The organism is Nonomuraea sp. 10N515B, assembly GCF_052245915.1.
GTDB lineage: Bacteria > Actinomycetota > Actinomycetes > Streptosporangiales > Streptosporangiaceae > Nonomuraea.
In genome coordinates this window covers 1-16,307 of sequence record NZ_JBQQBQ010000089.1, presented here as the reverse complement: position 1 = coordinate 16,307, position 16,307 = coordinate 1, and the positions used below count along the sequence as shown (strand labels likewise).

The 16,307-nt window shown below is 67.2% G+C and carries 22 protein-coding genes and 1 pseudogene; 10 read left to right on the top strand and 13 right to left on the bottom strand.

Annotation, left to right across the window (positions count from 1 at the left end):
- Positions 1 to 79: 79 nt before the first annotated feature.
- Positions 80 to 769 carry a DUF899 domain-containing protein gene (locus ACTWQA_RS53615; RefSeq protein WP_443166537.1) on the top strand — a complete coding sequence of 230 codons (690 nt, stop codon included), beginning with the start codon at positions 80 to 82 and terminating at the stop codon, positions 767 to 769.
- A 156-nt stretch (positions 770 to 925) separates the two neighbouring features.
- On the opposite strand, the gene ACTWQA_RS53610 is transcribed toward ACTWQA_RS53615, so the two are convergent.
- Together ACTWQA_RS53610 and ACTWQA_RS53605 are read right to left on the bottom strand one after the other, a co-directional pair.
- Positions 926 to 1,333, bottom strand: a complete 408-nt coding sequence (locus tag ACTWQA_RS53610; protein WP_443166536.1) for a hypothetical protein — start codon at positions 1,331 to 1,333, stop codon at positions 926 to 928.
- A 78-nt stretch (positions 1,334 to 1,411) separates the two neighbouring features.
- Complete coding sequence (locus tag ACTWQA_RS53605) at positions 1,412 to 2,641, bottom strand: serine hydrolase domain-containing protein (RefSeq protein ID WP_443166556.1); 1,230 nt, start codon at positions 2,639 to 2,641, stop codon at positions 1,412 to 1,414.
- A gap of 331 nt (positions 2,642 to 2,972) precedes the next feature.
- On the opposite strand from ACTWQA_RS53605, the gene ACTWQA_RS53600 reads away from it, so the two are divergent.
- From ACTWQA_RS53600 to ACTWQA_RS53585, 4 genes are read left to right on the top strand one after another with little or no spacing between them, the layout of a single operon-like run.
- A complete protein-coding gene (locus tag ACTWQA_RS53600; protein WP_443166535.1) occupies positions 2,973 to 3,302 on the top strand; it encodes a PadR family transcriptional regulator in 330 nt (109 codons plus the stop codon).
- A gap of 2 nt (positions 3,303 to 3,304) precedes the next feature.
- Positions 3,305 to 3,718: a DUF1048 domain-containing protein gene (locus ACTWQA_RS53595; protein ID WP_443166534.1), complete on the top strand. Its 414-nt coding sequence runs from the start codon at positions 3,305 to 3,307 to the stop codon at positions 3,716 to 3,718.
- Positions 3,718 to 4,539, top strand: a complete 822-nt coding sequence (locus tag ACTWQA_RS53590; RefSeq protein WP_443166533.1) for an ABC transporter ATP-binding protein — start codon at positions 3,718 to 3,720, stop codon at positions 4,537 to 4,539. Before ACTWQA_RS53595 ends, ACTWQA_RS53590 begins: the two co-directional genes overlap by 1 nt.
- Positions 4,536 to 5,297: an ABC transporter permease gene (locus ACTWQA_RS53585; RefSeq protein ID WP_443166532.1), complete on the top strand. Its 762-nt coding sequence runs from the start codon at positions 4,536 to 4,538 to the stop codon at positions 5,295 to 5,297. The genes ACTWQA_RS53590 and ACTWQA_RS53585 overlap by 4 nt, the downstream gene beginning before the upstream one ends.
- Positions 5,298 to 5,372: 75 nt before the next feature.
- On the opposite strand, the gene ACTWQA_RS53580 is transcribed toward ACTWQA_RS53585, so the two are convergent.
- Positions 5,373 to 5,780: a hypothetical protein gene (locus tag ACTWQA_RS53580; protein ID WP_443166531.1), complete on the bottom strand. Its 408-nt coding sequence runs from the start codon at positions 5,778 to 5,780 to the stop codon at positions 5,373 to 5,375.
- Positions 5,781 to 6,089: 309 nt separating this feature from the next.
- Positions 6,090 to 6,506, bottom strand: a complete 417-nt coding sequence (gene tnpA / locus ACTWQA_RS53575) for an IS200/IS605 family transposase (protein WP_443166530.1) — start codon at positions 6,504 to 6,506, stop codon at positions 6,090 to 6,092.
- On the opposite strand from tnpA, the pseudogene ACTWQA_RS53570 reads away from it, so the two are divergent.
- Positions 6,447 to 7,415, top strand: a pseudogene (locus ACTWQA_RS53570) (RNA-guided endonuclease InsQ/TnpB family protein); the annotation flags it as partial. The gene tnpA and the pseudogene ACTWQA_RS53570 sit on opposite strands and share 60 nt — an antisense overlap.
- Entirely contained in the window at positions 7,379 to 7,906 is a 528-nt protein-coding gene (locus ACTWQA_RS53565) for a zinc ribbon domain-containing protein (protein WP_443166555.1), read from the top strand. The pseudogene ACTWQA_RS53570 and the gene ACTWQA_RS53565, both read left to right, overlap by 37 nt.
- A gap of 39 nt (positions 7,907 to 7,945) precedes the next feature.
- Here the strand turns inward: ACTWQA_RS53565 and ACTWQA_RS53560 are convergent, their stop codons facing one another.
- The 4 genes from ACTWQA_RS53560 to ACTWQA_RS53545 form a co-directional block, all read right to left on the bottom strand.
- Positions 7,946 to 8,449, bottom strand: a complete 504-nt coding sequence (locus ACTWQA_RS53560) for a hypothetical protein (RefSeq protein WP_443166529.1) — start codon at positions 8,447 to 8,449, stop codon at positions 7,946 to 7,948.
- 92 nt (positions 8,450 to 8,541) lie between these two features.
- Positions 8,542 to 9,327 (bottom strand): MerR family transcriptional regulator, encoded by a 786-nt coding sequence (locus ACTWQA_RS53555; protein ID WP_443166528.1) that lies wholly within the window; start codon positions 9,325 to 9,327, stop codon positions 8,542 to 8,544.
- A 164-nt stretch (positions 9,328 to 9,491) separates the two neighbouring features.
- Complete coding sequence (locus ACTWQA_RS53550) at positions 9,492 to 11,057, bottom strand: serine hydrolase domain-containing protein (RefSeq protein ID WP_443166527.1); 1,566 nt, start codon at positions 11,055 to 11,057, stop codon at positions 9,492 to 9,494.
- A 308-nt stretch (positions 11,058 to 11,365) separates the two neighbouring features.
- The gene (locus tag ACTWQA_RS53545) at positions 11,366 to 12,124 is read right to left on the bottom strand and encodes an alpha/beta fold hydrolase (RefSeq protein ID WP_443166526.1); all 759 of its coding nucleotides are present in this window, start codon (positions 12,122 to 12,124) and stop codon (positions 11,366 to 11,368) included.
- Positions 12,125 to 12,180: 56 nt separating this feature from the next.
- Here ACTWQA_RS53545 and ACTWQA_RS53540 point away from each other — a divergent pair, with 56 nt between their 5' ends.
- Complete coding sequence (locus tag ACTWQA_RS53540; protein ID WP_443166525.1) at positions 12,181 to 12,519, top strand: MarR family winged helix-turn-helix transcriptional regulator; 339 nt, start codon at positions 12,181 to 12,183, stop codon at positions 12,517 to 12,519.
- Positions 12,520 to 12,639: 120 nt separating this feature from the next.
- On the opposite strand, the gene ACTWQA_RS53535 is transcribed toward ACTWQA_RS53540, so the two are convergent.
- The 4 genes from ACTWQA_RS53535 to ACTWQA_RS53520 all read right to left on the bottom strand — a co-directional run bounded on the left by ACTWQA_RS53535 (position 12,640) and on the right by ACTWQA_RS53520 (position 14,687).
- On the bottom strand, positions 12,640 to 12,906 hold the full coding sequence (locus ACTWQA_RS53535) for a hypothetical protein (protein ID WP_443166524.1): 267 nt from the start codon (positions 12,904 to 12,906) through the stop codon (positions 12,640 to 12,642).
- A 74-nt stretch (positions 12,907 to 12,980) separates the two neighbouring features.
- Complete coding sequence (locus ACTWQA_RS53530; protein WP_443166523.1) at positions 12,981 to 13,955, bottom strand: serine hydrolase domain-containing protein; 975 nt, start codon at positions 13,953 to 13,955, stop codon at positions 12,981 to 12,983.
- 76 nt (positions 13,956 to 14,031) lie between these two features.
- On the bottom strand, positions 14,032 to 14,439 hold the full coding sequence (locus tag ACTWQA_RS53525) for a hypothetical protein (RefSeq protein WP_443166522.1): 408 nt from the start codon (positions 14,437 to 14,439) through the stop codon (positions 14,032 to 14,034).
- Between the two features lie 77 nt (positions 14,440 to 14,516).
- Positions 14,517 to 14,687: a hypothetical protein gene (locus ACTWQA_RS53520; RefSeq protein ID WP_443166521.1), complete on the bottom strand. Its 171-nt coding sequence runs from the start codon at positions 14,685 to 14,687 to the stop codon at positions 14,517 to 14,519.
- Positions 14,688 to 14,716: 29 nt separating this feature from the next.
- Between ACTWQA_RS53520 and ACTWQA_RS53515 the strand changes: the two genes are divergently transcribed.
- A complete protein-coding gene (locus ACTWQA_RS53515) occupies positions 14,717 to 15,079 on the top strand; it encodes a cytochrome P450 (RefSeq protein WP_443166520.1) in 363 nt (120 codons plus the stop codon).
- Positions 15,080 to 15,161: 82 nt separating this feature from the next.
- Here ACTWQA_RS53515 and ACTWQA_RS53510 read toward each other — a convergent pair whose 3' ends face one another.
- Positions 15,162 to 15,590 carry a hypothetical protein gene (locus tag ACTWQA_RS53510; RefSeq protein WP_443166519.1) on the bottom strand — a complete coding sequence of 143 codons (429 nt, stop codon included), beginning with the start codon at positions 15,588 to 15,590 and terminating at the stop codon, positions 15,162 to 15,164.
- Positions 15,591 to 15,689: 99 nt separating this feature from the next.
- On the opposite strand from ACTWQA_RS53510, the gene ACTWQA_RS53505 reads away from it, so the two are divergent.
- On the top strand, positions 15,690 to 16,067 hold the full coding sequence (locus ACTWQA_RS53505) for a MerR family transcriptional regulator (protein WP_443166518.1): 378 nt from the start codon (positions 15,690 to 15,692) through the stop codon (positions 16,065 to 16,067).
- Positions 16,068 to 16,307 lie beyond the last annotated feature (240 nt).

The following is a 16,307-nucleotide window of genomic DNA, read 5'->3' as shown; positions in this document are numbered from 1 at the left end:
CGACCACCGATGAATCCGACGACCGGGCCAGGTCTACTCCTCAACACGGCAAAGCTGCGCACATGATCAGTGAGGGACCATGAGCACAAACGCACTACCGCCCGTCGTCGACGCCGACACCTGGCAGCGTCAGCTCGAAGCACTGCGTGCCCGGGAGAAGGCCGCGACCCGGGAACTCGACGCCATCGCCGCCCAGCGCCGCCGCCTGCCCATGGTGAGGATGCCGGACTACACCCTCGAGGGCGAGCACGGACCCGTTCGGCTGGCGGACGTCTTCGAAGGCAGGAGGCAGCTGATCGTCTACAACCACATGTGGTTCGCGGGCAAGGAGTGGCAGTGCCCGGGCTGCACGGGGTACACCTCGCAGTTCACCCGGCTGGAGTTCCTGGACAACTACGATGCCCGGTTCGTCATCGTCACCCAGGGCCCGATCGACGAGGCACTCGCCTACAAGCGGCGGGTCGGGAACAAGATGGCCTGGTATTCCACCGCGAACAGCCCGTTCGGCGCCGACGTCGGCGCACCGCCCGGCGAAGGCTTCGCCGTCAACGTGTTCCTGCGCGATGGCGACACCGTGTATCGCACCTGGCACACCAACGGCCGGGGCACCGAGCAGCTCAGCCACACCTTCGCGCTGATCGACCTGCTGCCGTACGGGCGACAGGAGGAGTGGCAGGACTCGCCCGAGGGCTGGCCGCAATCGCCCACCTACAGCCGGTGGACCACCTCCAAGGACATCGCCGCGCTCTACGGCCCGGATACCGCCTAGCGACTTCCGCCTGGCTCATCGACGTCATGCGTACGGTCGCGACCACGCCGGCCGCGACCGTACGGATGATCGATCTTGCCGTTACCCGCCGTCAGCGGCGTCGAGCGGCTGAGCGACTTGTGCGTCGCCCAGTGGTGGGCGTCGGCCGACAGCCCGTCAAGCGGCGTCGAGGGCTTCGGTGATCTTGCGGGTCATCTCGGCCAGGGTGGGGCTGGGCTGGCCCTGGTGGGTGCGGGCGGCTGCTTCGATGGCGACGATGACGGTGTTGCGGAAGTTGCCGGCCTCCGCCGGATCCTGCTTCTTGAGCAGGGCCATGGCCGCGGTCAGGGCCGGCAGCACGTGGTCGGCGATTGCGGCTACGGACTTGCCGTCCAGCTTCATGTCCTTGGGATACTCGGCGAGCACGTGCCCGACCAGCCCGGTGGCGGAGGCCAGGGCGATGGAGCCCTCGGTGGCGGCCTTGTGGGGCTTACCGGCGGCATCGGCGGCGGACATCAGCGTGACGGCGCCGTAGGCGGCGGTCCGCAGAGTGAGCTTGTCCTGGTCGGTAAGGGTGATGGACATGGTCGAGTGCTCCTTTGAATCTGTTTTGACGTTCAATCGAACGGACGGATGGCGGGTCTACCGGGCGTGGGCTCGGTGTCAGTCATCGATGGCCTGGTAGAGCGTGGTCCAGAAGTCGTGCATCAGCCGTATCGAATGCGGGGCGGACGCCCCGACCTGGGTGAGCAGGATTCCGGTGAGCTGGTTGTCCGGGTCGGCGTAGGTCGAGGTGCCGCTTCCGCCGTCCCAGCCGAACTGGCCGATGGGCGCGTAGTCGCCGCGATAGGTACGCACCGCCATCCCGAAGCCCCAGCCGCCGTGCTGCCCTTGGCCGAAGGACACATGGACGTTGTTGACGGCCATGGCGTGCCGGGCGGCTTGCTGCTCGGGCGTGAGGCGGTTGGTGGTCATCAGCTCGACGGCGGGCCGGGACAGGATCCGCTCGCTCCCGTGCATCCCGCCGTTGAGCAGCATGCGGAAGTAGGCGTGGTAGTCATCGACGGTGGAGACCAGGCCACCGCCGCCGCCCTGGAACGCCGGAGGCCGGCTCCATCGTCCCCCGGCGGCCTCGTCCCACACGTGGAATTCTCCGCTCTGCGGGTCAGGAGCGTAGAGGGTCGGCAGCCGGTCGATCTTGTCGGCCGGCACGTGGAAACCGGTGTCTTTCATGCCCAGGGGGCCGAAGATGCGTTCGCGCAGGAACGTCTCGAACGACTGGCCCGTGACCCTGGCGACGAGCACGCCGAGGAGATCGTTGCTGATCTGGTACTGCCAGCGCTCGCCGGGCTGGTGCATCAGCGGAAGCGCGCCCAGGCGGCGCATCCACTCATCCGGCTCGGGCATCGGCTCCGGCAGATTGGGCGTGAGCCCCTGCTCGAAGACCGCGCCCATGATCGGAGTGCCCAGCGACGTCATATCCATGCCGAGCCCGAACGTGGAGGTCAGCACGTCGCGCACGGTGATCGGCCGCCGCGCCGGCACGGTGTCGTCCAGCGGGCTGTCGATCCGCTTCAGCACCTGCCGGTCGGCCAGTTCGGGCAGCCACGGATCCACCGGGTCATCCAGTCGCAGCCGGCACTCATCCAGCAGGACCATCGCCGCCGCGATCGAGACCGGCTTGGACGTGGAGGCCATCCGGAAGATCGTGTCCCGGCTCATCGGCGCGCCACCGTCATGGCGCATCGTCCCGATCGTTTCGACGTGCGTCTCATCTCCCCGGCTGACCAGGGCGACGATCCCGGGAATCTTCCCGGACTCGACGTGGCGCGCCAGCACGTCCCGCAGTCTGTCCAGCCCCGTCTTGGAGAAGCCGCTGTTGCTGTGTCTCATCATGAATCTCCTTGCGCATAGTGTTCGATCTGCGAGACCGGCCCCGAGGCCGTAGTCGCTGAACCGTTCATGGCTCCACGATCTCCGGCCGCTCTGATATCGGGCTGTTGCCGTGCTGACGCGGTCGCTGACACGACACCGCATCAGACGTGATCGCCACCGGGATCCTTGACGTTCTGCCTGGCGATCGCGACGAGCAGCGATCAGGCCGCCCACCCACACGCTTGCGGTCCCGGGCCGCACCTTCAGCTACTCGGTGTTGCTAAGTAGCAGTAGTAAGTGTTACTTTGTACCAGTAGCTAGCGACACCGAGTAGCCGAGGGGGTGTTCCATGGGCAAGCTCGTGACGGAGATGCTCAAGGGAACGCTGGAGGGCATCGTCCTCGCGATCCTGTCCGGCCGGCCCGCCTACGGCTACGAGATCACGGCGTGGCTGCGGGCTCAGGGCTTCTCCGACATCGCCGAAGGCACCATCTACGCGCTGCTGGTCCGGGTCGAGCAGCGCGGCCTGGTCGACGTGGAGAAGGTCCCGTCCGAGAAGGGGCCGCCACGCAAGGTGTATTCCCTGAACGCTCAGGGACGGGAGTACCTCGAAGAGTTCTGGAGGACCTGGACCTTCCTCGCCGGAAGGCTCGAACAGCTCCGCGAAGGAGGCACCTAGACATGGCCACAGGGTCGGACGAGCCAAAGAGCCGCTACCTGCAGTATCTGGAGGTGATCACCGGTTCGCTCGAGGACAAGCGGCGCTACCGGCAGTACAAGGCGCGCATCAAGCAGCTTCCCGAGAACTATCGCACGGCAGTCGAAGCGCTGGAGCGCTACCTGATGCACTTCGGGCCAGCGGACGGCGCCGGCGCGCTGTCGATGTACGAGGACCTTGCCGATCTGTTCGAACAGAGCGCGGCCGATGGAACCCCGATCCGCGACATCTTCGGGAAAGACCCCGTGGAGTTCGTGGAGGCGTTCGTGGCCAACTACCCCCTCGGGCAGTACAGAACCCGGGAGCGGAACCGCTTCACCAGCGCCATCGAGCGCGCCGCCGGCGAAGACACCGCAAGAGAAGACAGGACAGTCTGATGACGACACAGCAAGCCCAGGCGATCCAGGTGCAAGGCCTGGAGAAGTCGTACAAGGAGCTGCGGGTGCTGCGCGGCGTGGACTTCACCGTGGCACGGGGAAGCATCTTCGCCCTGCTCGGCTCCAACGGGGCGGGCAAGACCACGGCAGTCAAAATCCTGTCCACGCTGCTCAAGGCCGATGCGGGCACCGCCAGCGTCAACGGCTTCGACGTCGCCACGCAGGCCGCGGATGTGCGGGAGTCCATCAGCCTCACCGGACAGTTCGCAGCTGTCGACGAGATCCTCAGCGGGCGGGAGAACCTTGTGCTGGTCGCCCGGCTGCGGCATCTCAAGAACCCAGGCAAGATCGCCGATGACCTGCTCCAGCGTTTCTCGCTGACCGACGCGGGCACGCGGAAGGTGTCGACGTATTCGGGTGGCATGCGCCGCCGCCTCGACATCGCCATGAGCCTCATCGGCAGTCCGCCGGTCATCTTCCTCGACGAGCCCACAACCGGACTCGACCCCCAGGCGCGCATCGAGGTGTGGCAGGCGATCAAGGAACTCGCCGCCCAGGGTACGACGGTCCTGCTCACGACACAGTATCTGGACGAGGCCGAACAACTCGCCGACCGGATCGGGATCCTGCATCAGGGCCGGATCATCGTCAACGGCACCCTGGACGAGCTCAAGCAACTGCTGCCACCCGCCAAGGTCGAATACGTCGAGAAGCAGCCGACCCTCGAGGACGTCTTCCTCACGCTCGTCGGCACCGACGGCAAGGACGGCGACGCCGGCAAACACCGCACTTCGATACGCACGAGTAAGGAACCACGATGAGCAAGCATTTCTTCGGCGACACCGCCGTCCTGCTGGGACGATCCCTGCGCCACATCACGCGCAGCCCGGACACCATCATCACGACCGCGATCATGCCGATCGCCATGATGCTGATGTTCGTCTACGTGTTCGGCGGCGCGATCAGAACAGGGTCGGATTCGTATGTGAATTACATGCTGCCCGGCATCCTGCTCATCACGGTCGCCTCGGGCATCGCCTACACCGCGTTCCGGCTGTTCATGGATATGAAGGGCGGCATCTTCGAGCGCTTCCAATCGATGCCGATCGCGCGGTCGTCGGTGCTGTGGGCGCACGTGCTGACCTCGCTGGTCGCCAATGTGATCTCGCTCGTGGTCGTGATGCTCGTGGCCCTGCTCATGGGCTTCCGCTCCTCGGCGGGAGTGCTGGCGTGGCTGTCGGTGGCGGGCATCCTGATCCTGTTCACCCTGGCGTTGACCTGGATCGCCGTTATCCCCGGCCTGTCCGCCAAGACGATGGAAGGCGCGAGCGCGTTCTCCTACCCGCTCATCTTCCTGCCGTTCCTCAGCTCGGCGTTCGTTCCCACCGACACCATGCCCGGGCCGCTGCGCGTCTTCGCCGAGCACCAGCCGGTGACCTCCATCGTCAACGCCATCCGTGACCTGTTCACGCAGCAGCAGGTCGGCATCGACATCTGGATCGCCCTCGCCTGGTGTGTCGGCATCCTCATCGTCGCGTACTTCTTCGCCATGACCACCTACCGCCGCAAGATCTCCTAGACCGTGTGATCGAGCCTGTCTTGATGCACATCAGCGTGGCGGAGAGACGATCGCGGCGCGCAGGTCGGCATCCCCTCACGCGGCGTCGAGGGCTTCGGTGATCTTGCGGGCCATGTCGGCCAGGGTGGGACTGGGCTGGCCCTGGTAGGTGCCGGCGGCTGCTTCGATGGCGACGATCACGGTGTTGCGGAAGTTGACGGCCTCTGCCGGACCCTGCTTCCTGAGCAGGGTCATGGCGGCCGTCAGGGCCGGCAGCACGTGGTCGGCGAGTGCGGCTACGGTCTTGCCATTCAGGTCCTTGCCCTTGGGCGCCTTGGCGAGCACGTGCCCGACCAGACCGGTTGCGGAAGTCAGGGCGATGGAGCCGTGGGTGGCGACCTTGTGGGCCGAGCCGGCAGCGCCGGCGGCGGACATCAGCGACACGGCGCCCCACGCGGCGATCCGCAGGGTGATCTTGTCCTGCTCAGTGAGGGTGATCGACATGATGGTGTGCTCCTTAGATCTGTTGTTGGTGCCCGGCTATCTGGATTGCTCAGGTCGGGTCGCCCGAGGGGATCTCACCCGACCTTGAGGCCGCAATCCCTGAACCGTTCATGCCTCAACGATCGCCGACCGCTCTGATACCAGGCCGTTGCCGCCCTGACACGGCCGCTGACGCCACACCGCCTCAGCGGCCAGAGCTTTACCAAAGGTCCGCAGAAAGCCTCGGCCTTCAGGCCGGGGATGAATGCGGTCCCCCTTTGGGGGATGGCCCGCCGTAGGCGGGGGATCCCGGAGCGCGGACCTAGAACCTCAGGTGGGGCGGCGCTGCTGTTCGATATACGCCTTGATGATCGATAGTGGCGCTCCGCCACAGGAGGCGGCGAAGTAGCTGGGTGACCAGAAGGGGCCGTGCATGATGGCGCGGTTGACCCGGCCGGTGAACTCCTTGCGCAGGTAGTGCGAGGAGACGCCCTTCAACGAGTTGACGAGTTTGCTGATCGCGACCTTGGGCGGGTAATGGACGAGCAGGTGGACGTGGTCGTGGTCGCCGGTGAAGTCGCGTAGCTCGGCCTCGAAACTGTCGCACACCTCGATCATGATGTCTTCGCAGCGGCGCAGCATCGCGTCGTCGAACACGTTTCTGCGATATTTGGTGACAAAGACCAGATGGACATGCATCGCGGAAACTACGTGTCTGCCTCGTCGATATTCCATTCCCTGGCTCATAGACCAGATGACAATGTGTTCGAGTCGATGAGACCTGAGCGTCCCGTGGGAGAGGAGGTGTTTCGCGTGTTGGCGGGCCGGAAGTACCGTCTGGAGTTCGACTTCGGGCAGCGGGCGTTCGCCGAAAGGCTGGGCGGGATCTGCCGGGCCGTGTGGAACACCGGACTCGAACAACGGCGGGAATACCGGCGGCGCGGACAGTGGATCACCTACGAGGAGCAGTGCAAGCAACTCGCCGAGGCGAAGACCGACCCGTACTGCGACTGGCTCGCCGACGCCCCCGCCCAGGTGATCCAGCAGACCCTCAAAGACCTGGACCAGGCGTGCCGCAGGCATGGCTCGTGGAAGGTGCACTGGAAGGCCAAGGCGAGGTGGCGGCCGTCGTTTCAGTTCCCCACCGCCAAACACATCCCGGTCGAGCGGATCGGCCGCAAGTGGGGGCGGGTGTTCCTGCCCAAGTTCGGGTGGGCGCGCTTTCGCCTGTCGCGCCCGCTCGGGGGCACCGTCAAGTCCGCGACCGTGTCCCGGGACGGCAAGCACTGGTTCATCAGCTTCCTCATCGACGATGGGATCGCCGAGCGTGAGGAACACGCGTGCCCTGCATGGGTGGGTGTGGACCGGGGGGTGGTCACGGCCGCTGTGACGTCGGATGGGGAGTTCTTCGACCGCCGCCACGCCGGAACCGACGGTGTTTCCTCCAGGCAGCCGCCCCGGGAGACGAAACAGGACCGCCAGGACGACCTCGGGTATCTCACGCGCGGCGAAGCGGAACGGTATCTGCGGCTGCAACACCGGCTCGCCCGCACCACGAAGGGATCGAAGCGGCGCAAGACGGTCGTGGCCGCGATGAGGGAGATCATGCGGCGGGTCCGGTGGCGGCGCGCCGACTTCAACGCGCAGGCCGCGCACCGGCTCACCCGCGCCTACGGGCACGTGGTCATCGAAGACCTGAACACCAAGGGCATGAGCGCGGCCGCCAAGCCCAAACCCGACCCCGGCCGGCCGGGCCGGTTCCTGCGCAACGGCGCGGCAGCGAAATCCGGGCTCAACAAGGCCATACTCGACAAGGCTGGTACGGCCTGGAAGTCGCCCTGCGCGCCAAGGCACGCTACACCGGCAGCACCATCCATAAGATCAACCCCGCGTACACGTCCCAGACGTGCCCGAACCCCGCGTGCGGGACAGTGGACGAGAAGAGCCGCAAGAGCCAAGCGATCTTCTCCTGCACTTCTTGCGGGCACACCGAGCACGCCGACATCGTCGGGGCGAAGAACATCAAAACCAAAGGACAGGCGGCCGGGCTGGTCGTCTCAGGGCGTGGAGACCCACCCGGGTCCGCGAAACGCCAAGCACCCCGTTCCACAGCACCGGCCGCGCAAGCGGCACGAGCTGCCGCATAGCGGCACGGGAATCCCCGTCCCTTCAGGGCGGGGAGCAGGTCAAAGTGGTGGCTGCTCCGCACCTGGTGTGGCTTGGGCGTCGTCTTTCTCCACCCGCACATAACCCGCGGAGTGAACGGCCACACCCAAGATCGTGCCAACCAGGATCGCGATTCCGGCGATCGTCATGATGTGCCAGAAGCCGGCGACCACCCCGACGTACCCGAGCCCGAGCGCAGCCTGCTGCGCCACCAGCACGACAACGGAACTCGTCATGCGCCGACGATAGGTTTCATGCCGGTTCAACACGACAAGAGCAGATAAGAGCGGGATGGCCAAGGAGAAAGCGATCACGCAGATCTTGGCGGACAGATCAAGGGAAGCGGCTTCCTCGGTCAGGAACGGCTGTACGAAGACGATTCCGATGGCTATCAAGCCGCCGTACATGAGGTTGTTCTGCCGGAGGGTCTCCTCCTGCCGTCCCTCCGACCGTTTCTTCCACCAGTCCGCTTGTGCGGCGGCTTGCCGCCTCCACCACGCTTCGTTCGCGATGTTCTCGTCCATGGCGACCATTGTGCAGATGGTGCGAGCTCCAGCGGTATCTGTGGGCAGGCCCCCGGCCGGTCACCAGTCCGATGGACCGGAGCACGGCGCGGTCAGTGGGAGTCTGGTCTGGGGATGTGGATGCCGGCGGCGCGGAGCATGGTCTCGAAAAGCGCGGTCAGCCGCGCCGCGGCCGGCGTCTGCTCTTCGCCGTGGTGGGCGATCAGCGTGTACCGGGTCGCGGCCTCGGTGCGGGCTTGCAGGCCGGTCACGGTCTTCAACAGTGCGGGGTTGGCGAGGTAATGGTCGGCCGCGGCGGTGGCGAGCTCGGCGATACGGGGGTCGTCCGGTTCCCAGGCCGCGGCTTCGGCTACGCGCTCGGCCAAGGTGACGAGGCGGGTGTCTTCGAGGGCGTGCTCGAAATGGGTGAGGTAGTCGTCGAAGCCCTCTGGGACCAGGGCCTTGGCCAGCACCCAGCCCTCCCTGGTGGCCGCCACCTCGTCCGCGGGGAATCCGAGGCCGGGCATCCGCTCCAGCAGCGCCACAGCGCGGTCGGGCAGCAGAGCCCGGTCACCATCGGCGAGCCGATGCAGCGTGTCACGCCGCGCGATCAACTCCTCGATCCGTTCGGTGAGCTGCCGCTCGACGTCGGCGAGGGCGGCGGCGAACAGCGCGGCATCGACGTCGAGCAGGGGCCCGATCTCGGCCAGCGGCACCCCGGCGGCGGCCAGCGTCCGGACCTGCACCAGCCGCAACAGCTCGGCCGATCCGTACCGCCGGTAGCCGGAGCTGTCGCGTTCCGGCTCCTCGACCAGGCCGAGCTTGTGGTAGTGCCGCACCGTCTTCACCGTGACGCCGACGAATGCCGCCGCCTGCCCGATCGTGACTCCGTTCCTCATCTGCTCAGCCTGCCTTGTGCTCGAGCTCGGCGACTACGCACACCGCAGCCGAGCATATGGACGGGCCACGCCGAGCTCGACGAGCTCGGCGTGGCCCCGGTTCGCGTTCTGCCTGGTGCACGACCGGAAGGGGGCGCCCCTTGAGGCGTACGGGTCACAGGTCCTCAGCCCGTCGGCTGGGCCGGATCGGCCTGCCCGCCGCAGAACACCTCATTGAGGAGCCTCTGCTGGGCCTTCTGGAATGCTGCTGCGATGGACAGGTCGGCGTCGTCCACGCAGTTCAGTGCGGCGGTCAGGGTCTTGCTGCCGTCGGGGGTGCTGTACATCAGCGCCGCGTGGCCCACGGCGGCGCCGTTGTGGGAGATGACGGTGCCGCCGTCGTCCGTGGTCACCACGAACACTCCCAGGCCGTAGTCCATGTTCGGGATGCCGGTCGGGTGCGGGGTGCACATCTCGGCCAGCAGCGGGGCCGGCAGGAGCTTGCCGCCCAGCAGCGCGGAGATGAACGTGTGCATGTCCTGGGTGGTCGAGATCATGTCACCGCCGGTGGAGATCCAGGAGGGGTTCTGGCGGGTGATGTCGACCGTCTTGTGCTCGCCGGCGTCCTCGTATCGGTAGTAGGCGTGGGCGTGCGGCTCGGGGATCCCCGGCGAGGCGTCCGGCACCACGGTGCCCGACAGCCCGAGCGGCCCCAGGATCAGCCGCTGCATCTCCTCGGCGTAGGTGCGGCCGGTGACCTTCTCGATCAGCAACCGGGCCAGCACGTAGTTAGTGTTGGAATAGCTCCAGCCCGTCCCCGGCTCGAACCGCGCCGGCTTGGACAACGCCAGCTCCACCAGCTCCTGCGGCCGGTAGACCTTGAACCGGTTGTCCACCCACTCCTTGCCCGTGGTGCCATACGGGATGGGGATCCCCGGCACGACCGTCCCGTCGTCGTAGACCTCGCCGCTGAAGTTGAACACCCCGCTGGTGTGCTGCAACAGCATCCGCACCGTGATCCGCCGGTCCAGCCCGAACTCGGGCAGATAGTCCGCCGCCGGGACGTCCAGCCCGACCTTGCCCTCGGCCACCAATTGCAGCACCAGAGTCGCGGTAAAGGTCTTGGTGTTGCTGCCGATCCGGACGTGCCCGTTGATCGGCGGCTTCGCGGCCCCGCCCAGCTCGGCCGCCCCGGCGCTGCCGGCCCACTCGCCCCGCTCATCATGCACGCGCAGCGACACCCCGACGAAACCGGACTCGACCATCTCCTCGATCGCCTTCTGCCACTCCGGGCGATCCTGCCCGGCCGCAGCTTCCGGCACGGCCCCGCTGTCCGCAGCGGCCACGCTGGCGGCGTCGAGGGCTTCGGTGATCTTGCGGACCATCTCGGTCGAGGTGGGGCTCGGCCGGCCCTGGTGCATCTGGGCGGTTTCGACAGCGACGAGGACGGTGCGGCGAAAGTTCTCGGCCTCGGCCGGATCCTGCTGCTTCAGCAGGTTCATGGCCGCGGTCAGAGCCGGCAGCACGCGATCGGCGATCTCGGCCACGGACTTGCCGCCCAGGTCCTTGCCCTTGGGGTACTCAGCGAGCACGTGCCCGACCAGCCCGGTGGCCGAGCCTAGCGCGATGCCACCGTCGGTGGCGATCTTGTGGGGCTTGCCGGCGGCACCGGCGGCGACCATCAGCGACACGGCGCCGTACGCGGCGGTCCGCAGGGTGCTCTTGTCCTGGTCGGAAAGGGTGATGGACATGGTGGTTTGCTCCTTCGAATCTGTTATGTCCGGTCGGCGTCGTGCCGTCGCGACGAGCTTCCACCCTGACCCAAGGTCAACCTCAACCGTGATCTAGCCCACAGGTCCTTTGGGGGTTCGGGACAGCTTCGGGAGCAGGACGCCGTCCCCGTCGGGTGACTGCGGTTGGCGTCGCCGTCGCCGCCCTGAGCGATCAGCCGCATCGGGCTGCTTCGGCGTACGTGGTAGTGCAGGGTCTTGAGCTTGCCGGTGGTGTCGATGGTCATGGTTGCTCTGTCAGGCTCTTTCATGGGGTGAAGTCGGCCGGATCAGGCGTTCTGCAGGACGTGCCGGAGCTGGGTGGCGTAGGCGCGGGGGTGGGTGGTGTTGCCGTTGTGGCCGCCGGGGAACGCGGTGACCTCGCTGCCGAGCAGGGTGGCCAGCGCTGTGGCGCATTTGTGGTCGAAGACGGTGCGCGGGGTGGTTGCGCCGGCGATCGGGACGATGCTGGTCGGCGTGTTCTTCAGGGCGGTCACGTCAAGGGGGTCGTTGATGATGGCGGTGAAGTCCTGCTCGATGAAGAACTCGAAGTTGCGCATCCGCTGAGGGGTCATCGGCTGCGAGGTGAGGCCGGGTTCGGCGTCGGGGTTGGCGGGGTCGATGCCGAGCACTCGGGCGATCGCGGTGAGGGCCGCGGTCAGCCCGTCGAGGCGGTGGATCTGCTGGATTTCCCTAAGCTCGGCCTCGTGCTGGGCGCGCTGGCCGACGGGGAGCAGCCGCGGCGTGACGGGCTCGTGCGCGACCAGCACGCTGAGCTGTTCGGGGTGCCGCAGGGCCAGGTGGAAGCCGATGGAGGCGCCGAGGCTGCACCCGAGCATGAGGGCGGGTTCGTCGGCGAGCTCGGCCAGCAGCCGGTGCACGTCATCGGCGTGCTCGATCAGCGTCACGCCGCGGGTGGGATCGTCGATGGTGCTGCGGGACAGGCCGCGTCGGTCGTAGGTGACGACTGTGTAGGCGTTGGCGAGCTGATCGACGAGGTCGGTGCTGCGGTCGGCGTCGCCCTCGCCGCTCTGGGAGATCAGCAGCATCGGGCCGGTGCCGCACACCCGGCGACCAGCCCACCAGCGTCCGCACAGTCCTGATCGTGGTCAGCGACGTGCGCGTCCATCCCGACTCGGCGGTCGGCGAGATCGCCGAGCGCACCGGACTACCGCAGAGCGCCGTATCGGCCGCGGTGACGCGCCTGCGTCAAGCCGGAGCCGTCGTCACCGAACCCGACACCCGCGACCGCCGCCGACTCCTCATCCGTCCCGCACCCGAGACCTCCGACCGGGTCGAACAGGTGCGCGCGAGTTCCATCGACCTCGCCCTGGCCAGAGCTCTGGACACCACCGACACCCAGCAGATCGCCACAGTCACCGCCCTGCTGGAGGAACTCGCCCAGTATCTGACACCTCAAGCGATCACCCGTCTGCGCAGTTGAGGGAACCCCCCGTCTGGTTGTGACGTGCAAGTTCCCGCACGATCTCCGGCAACCTCTTGCCCTGCCGGGCCCGGCACGCGCGCGCCTGTGGACCAGCCACGCCGAGGCCGGCTCGGTCCGTCAGCCCGCGGTCTGCCCGTCGCAGAACACCTCCTTGACGAGCTTGCCCAGCAGCTTCTCGAATCCCGCTGCCGGGCCCCTTGTGGCCTCGTCCACCCAGGTCACCGAGCCGGTCACAGTCGTCCTGCCGTCGGGCGAGCTGTACATCAGCGCCCCGTAGCCGTGCGGGGGGCTGCCGTTGTGCTGGTAGACGGTGCCGCAGTTCGTGCCCAGGTCCTGCACGAACAGCCCGAGGCCGTAGCCCATCTTCGGGTGTGGCTTGCGCATCTCGGCCAGCAGGTTGGCCGGCAGGAGCTTGCCGCCATTGAGCGCGGAGATGAACGTGTGGAGATCCTGGGTGGTCAGATCAGATCGCCGGCGCCGGCCAGCAGGGAGAGGTTCTGGCGGCTGATGTCGACCACCTTCTGCCGGCCGGCGGCGTCCTTGTAGCGGTAATAGCCGTGGGCGTGCGGCCCAGGGAGCTGCGTCCGGTTGCCCGCCGGCATGGTGCCCTTCAGCCCAAGCGGCCGCAGGATCCGCCGCTGCATCTCCTCGGCGTAGGAGCGGCCGGTGACCTTCTCGATCAGCAGCATAGCCAGCGTGTAGTTGGTGTTGGAGTAGTTCTGGCCTGTGCCCGGCTCGAACCGCGGCGACTTGGACAACGCCAGCCGGATCAGCTCTTCTGGCTGGTAGCTACGGAACCGGTTGTTCAGCCACTCGTCGCCGGTGGCGGGGATTCCCGGCACGACCGTACCGTCGTCGTAGTATTCGCCGGTGTAGTTGAACAGGCCGCTGGTGTGCTGCAGCAGCATCCGCACTGTGATCCGCCGGTCCAGCCCGAACTCGGGCAGATAGCCGGCCACCGGAGTATCCAGCCCGATCTTGCCCTCGGCCACCAGCTGTAACACCACAGTCGCGGTGAATGTCTTGCTGACGCTGCCCGCCCAGAACCGCCCGTTGGTCGGCGGCTTGACGTTCTGGCCCAGCTTGCGCACCCCGGCGCTGCCGACCCACTCGCCCTGCTCATCGTGCACGCGCACCTGCACCCCGGCGAAACCGGCATCGACGAACGCTTGCATGGCTGCCTGCAGCTCCGGACGATCCTGCCCGTCAGCGGCCTTCGGCACAGCCGCGTTGCTGTCGGCAGCAGCCTTCAGCACAGCCGCGTTGCTGTCGGCGGCGGCCACCGCGGGGGTGGCCGCCCCGGCCAGCAGCGCGGCCGCCAGCGCCGTGACCGTCACTCGCCGGAAGACCTTGTCGCGGATGACGGGGCGCTGGTGCACGCCGTAGATACGCAGCCCGGTCGCCGTGATCACTGGTGGGGATTGGGTTTTCATTGTTCCTCGTTCGTCTCTAATGGCGCTCAGGCGAATGGCTCGCCGAGCAATTCGGGGTCAACGGGGATGGGGTCCCTCAAGCGGCGTCGAGGGCTCCGGTGATCTTGCGGATCATGTCGGTCATAGTGGGACTGGGCTCGCCCTGGTGGGTCCGGGCGGCTGCTTCGACAGCGACGAGGACGGTGTTGCGGAAGTTGTCGGCCTCTGCCGGAGCCTGCTTCTTGAGCAGGCTCATGGCTGCCGTCAGAGCCGGCAGCACGTGGTCGGCGAGTTCGGCGACGGACTTGCCGTACAGGTTGATGTCCTTGGTCTTTGCGGCGAGCACGTGCCCGACCAGGCCGGTCGCAGAAGCCAGGGCGACGGAGCCGTCGGTGGCGATCCTGTGGGGCGAGCCGGCGGCTCCGGCGGCGGCCAGCAGCGTGACGGCGCCGTAGGCGGCGGTGCGCAGGGTGGTCTTGTCCTGGTCGGTCAGGGTGACGGACATGGTGGTGTGCTCCTTCAAATCTGTTACGAACCGATGGTGGAATGCGGTCCTGTTGGTGCCCGGCGTATCGAGATTGCTCAGGTCAGCGGGCCTGAGTAGATCTCAACCAGCCTTGAGGCCGCCTTCGCTGAACCGTTCATGGCATCCACCATCGCCGCCCGCTCTGATACCGGGCCGTTGCCGTCCTGACGCGGCGGCTGACACGGCAACGTGTGGTCGGCGGTGATGCCGGTGACAGTGAACGGCACGACCAGGTCGTCCGGTCCGGAGTCAGCCCGTGATCGGGGAAATCCACTCGATGAGCTGGATCGCCACACCGTTGGGGTCGGTGAGCGGCACCCTCGTCCGCGCGGGCGAAGGGCTGATCATGAATCTGCCCGCCGCCAACCGCGACCCGGTCTTCCTCGACAACCCCGACACCCTCGACATCGACCACAACACGCGCGCGCACATGGCCTTCGGCTACGGCGTCCACCAGTGCCCCGGACAGACACTCGCCCGCGCCGAACTGGAGATCGCGCTGCCCACGCTGCTGCGCCCTCTGCCGAACCTGCGGCTCGCCGTGCCACTGGAGCAGATCCGCTTCCGCAACGACATGAGCATCTACGGCGTCCACGCACTGCCTGTTACCTGGGGGTAGCCAGGACAGCGCATCCCGGCGCGCAAGCCCCGCCACCGACTTTTGCGCGGGCAGCGGGGCTCGGTCCGCCGGTGTGCCGGGGTCAGCCGACCGTGTAGGGGAGGGGGTCGGCCGGGTCGGCGATGAAGTGCAGGCCCTTAGTGGCCAGGCGCTTCTCCAGCTCGTCGGGGCTTTGAGGGGCGGCGTCGGGCAGGTGGTAGTACTCCTCCAGGATGGCGCGGGCGGTGTCGTTGTCACTGACCGCGCAGTCCCAGATCACCGTCTCGCCCTCGACGGTGACGTCGAACGCGAAGAACGCGCAGCAGGCTTGCTCCCGCGTGGCCAGATCCCGCACCCACGCCACCACGCCAGGCTCGGCGCGCAGGCGGAAGCGGATGCCCTGGCTGGTCTTCTCGCGGCTCACGAGATACCGGCCGAACAGGCGCCGGTATTCGTCCAGGCGCTGCTGGGCGGTGTCGAGGGCAGTGGTCATGTCGCACACGATGGGCGTGGAAGCGGGTGGGATGTCCACGGCGGAGCCTCCTTATCGGCGGGTTTCAGGCGCTCTTGCAGCGCCACCACTCAAACCGTAGAGTCTGGACTTAAGTCCAGAGTCAAGAGGTGAGGTGCCGTGAAAATCGGACAGGTCGCGCAGGAGGCCGGGGTCAGCGTGGACACGGTCCGCTTCTACGAGCGGCGCGGCATCCTCCCCGCCGCCGAGCGCCGACCCTCGGGATATCGCATCTTCACCGCCGCCGCGGTGGAACGCATCCAGATGGCCAAGACCCTGCAGGAGCTGGGCTTCACCTTGGACGAGATCGTCGACGCCCTGACCGCCCACGACCAGGGAGGCGCCACCTGCGACAGCGAGCGCTGGCGGCTGGAGGCAGTGGTGGACCGGATCGAAGCCAAGATCGCCGAACTGACCAGAGCCCGCCACGCCGCCCTGGAAAGCCTTCAGGACTGCCAGGCCGGCCGGTGCCGACTCATGTACGGTCGCACTCGTTAATGAGCGCTGCATGGCGCTCGACTGATCGGCGCCTCGAGGCGGTGCCGTTGATGGTACGGCGGCCCACCACCAGAGCAGCCGAACTGAACCGGGCCGAGCCTCAAAGCCGAGAGCCTGAGAGGGCGTTACGCGAGGCGAAGTCCATGATGTCGCAGTGTGATCGGATGGATTTGTAGCGTTACCGCCCGTCGGCGGGCTGCCCTGTGCTGGGATAGCCGGGTGAGCGAGCGCAAGCCGTAC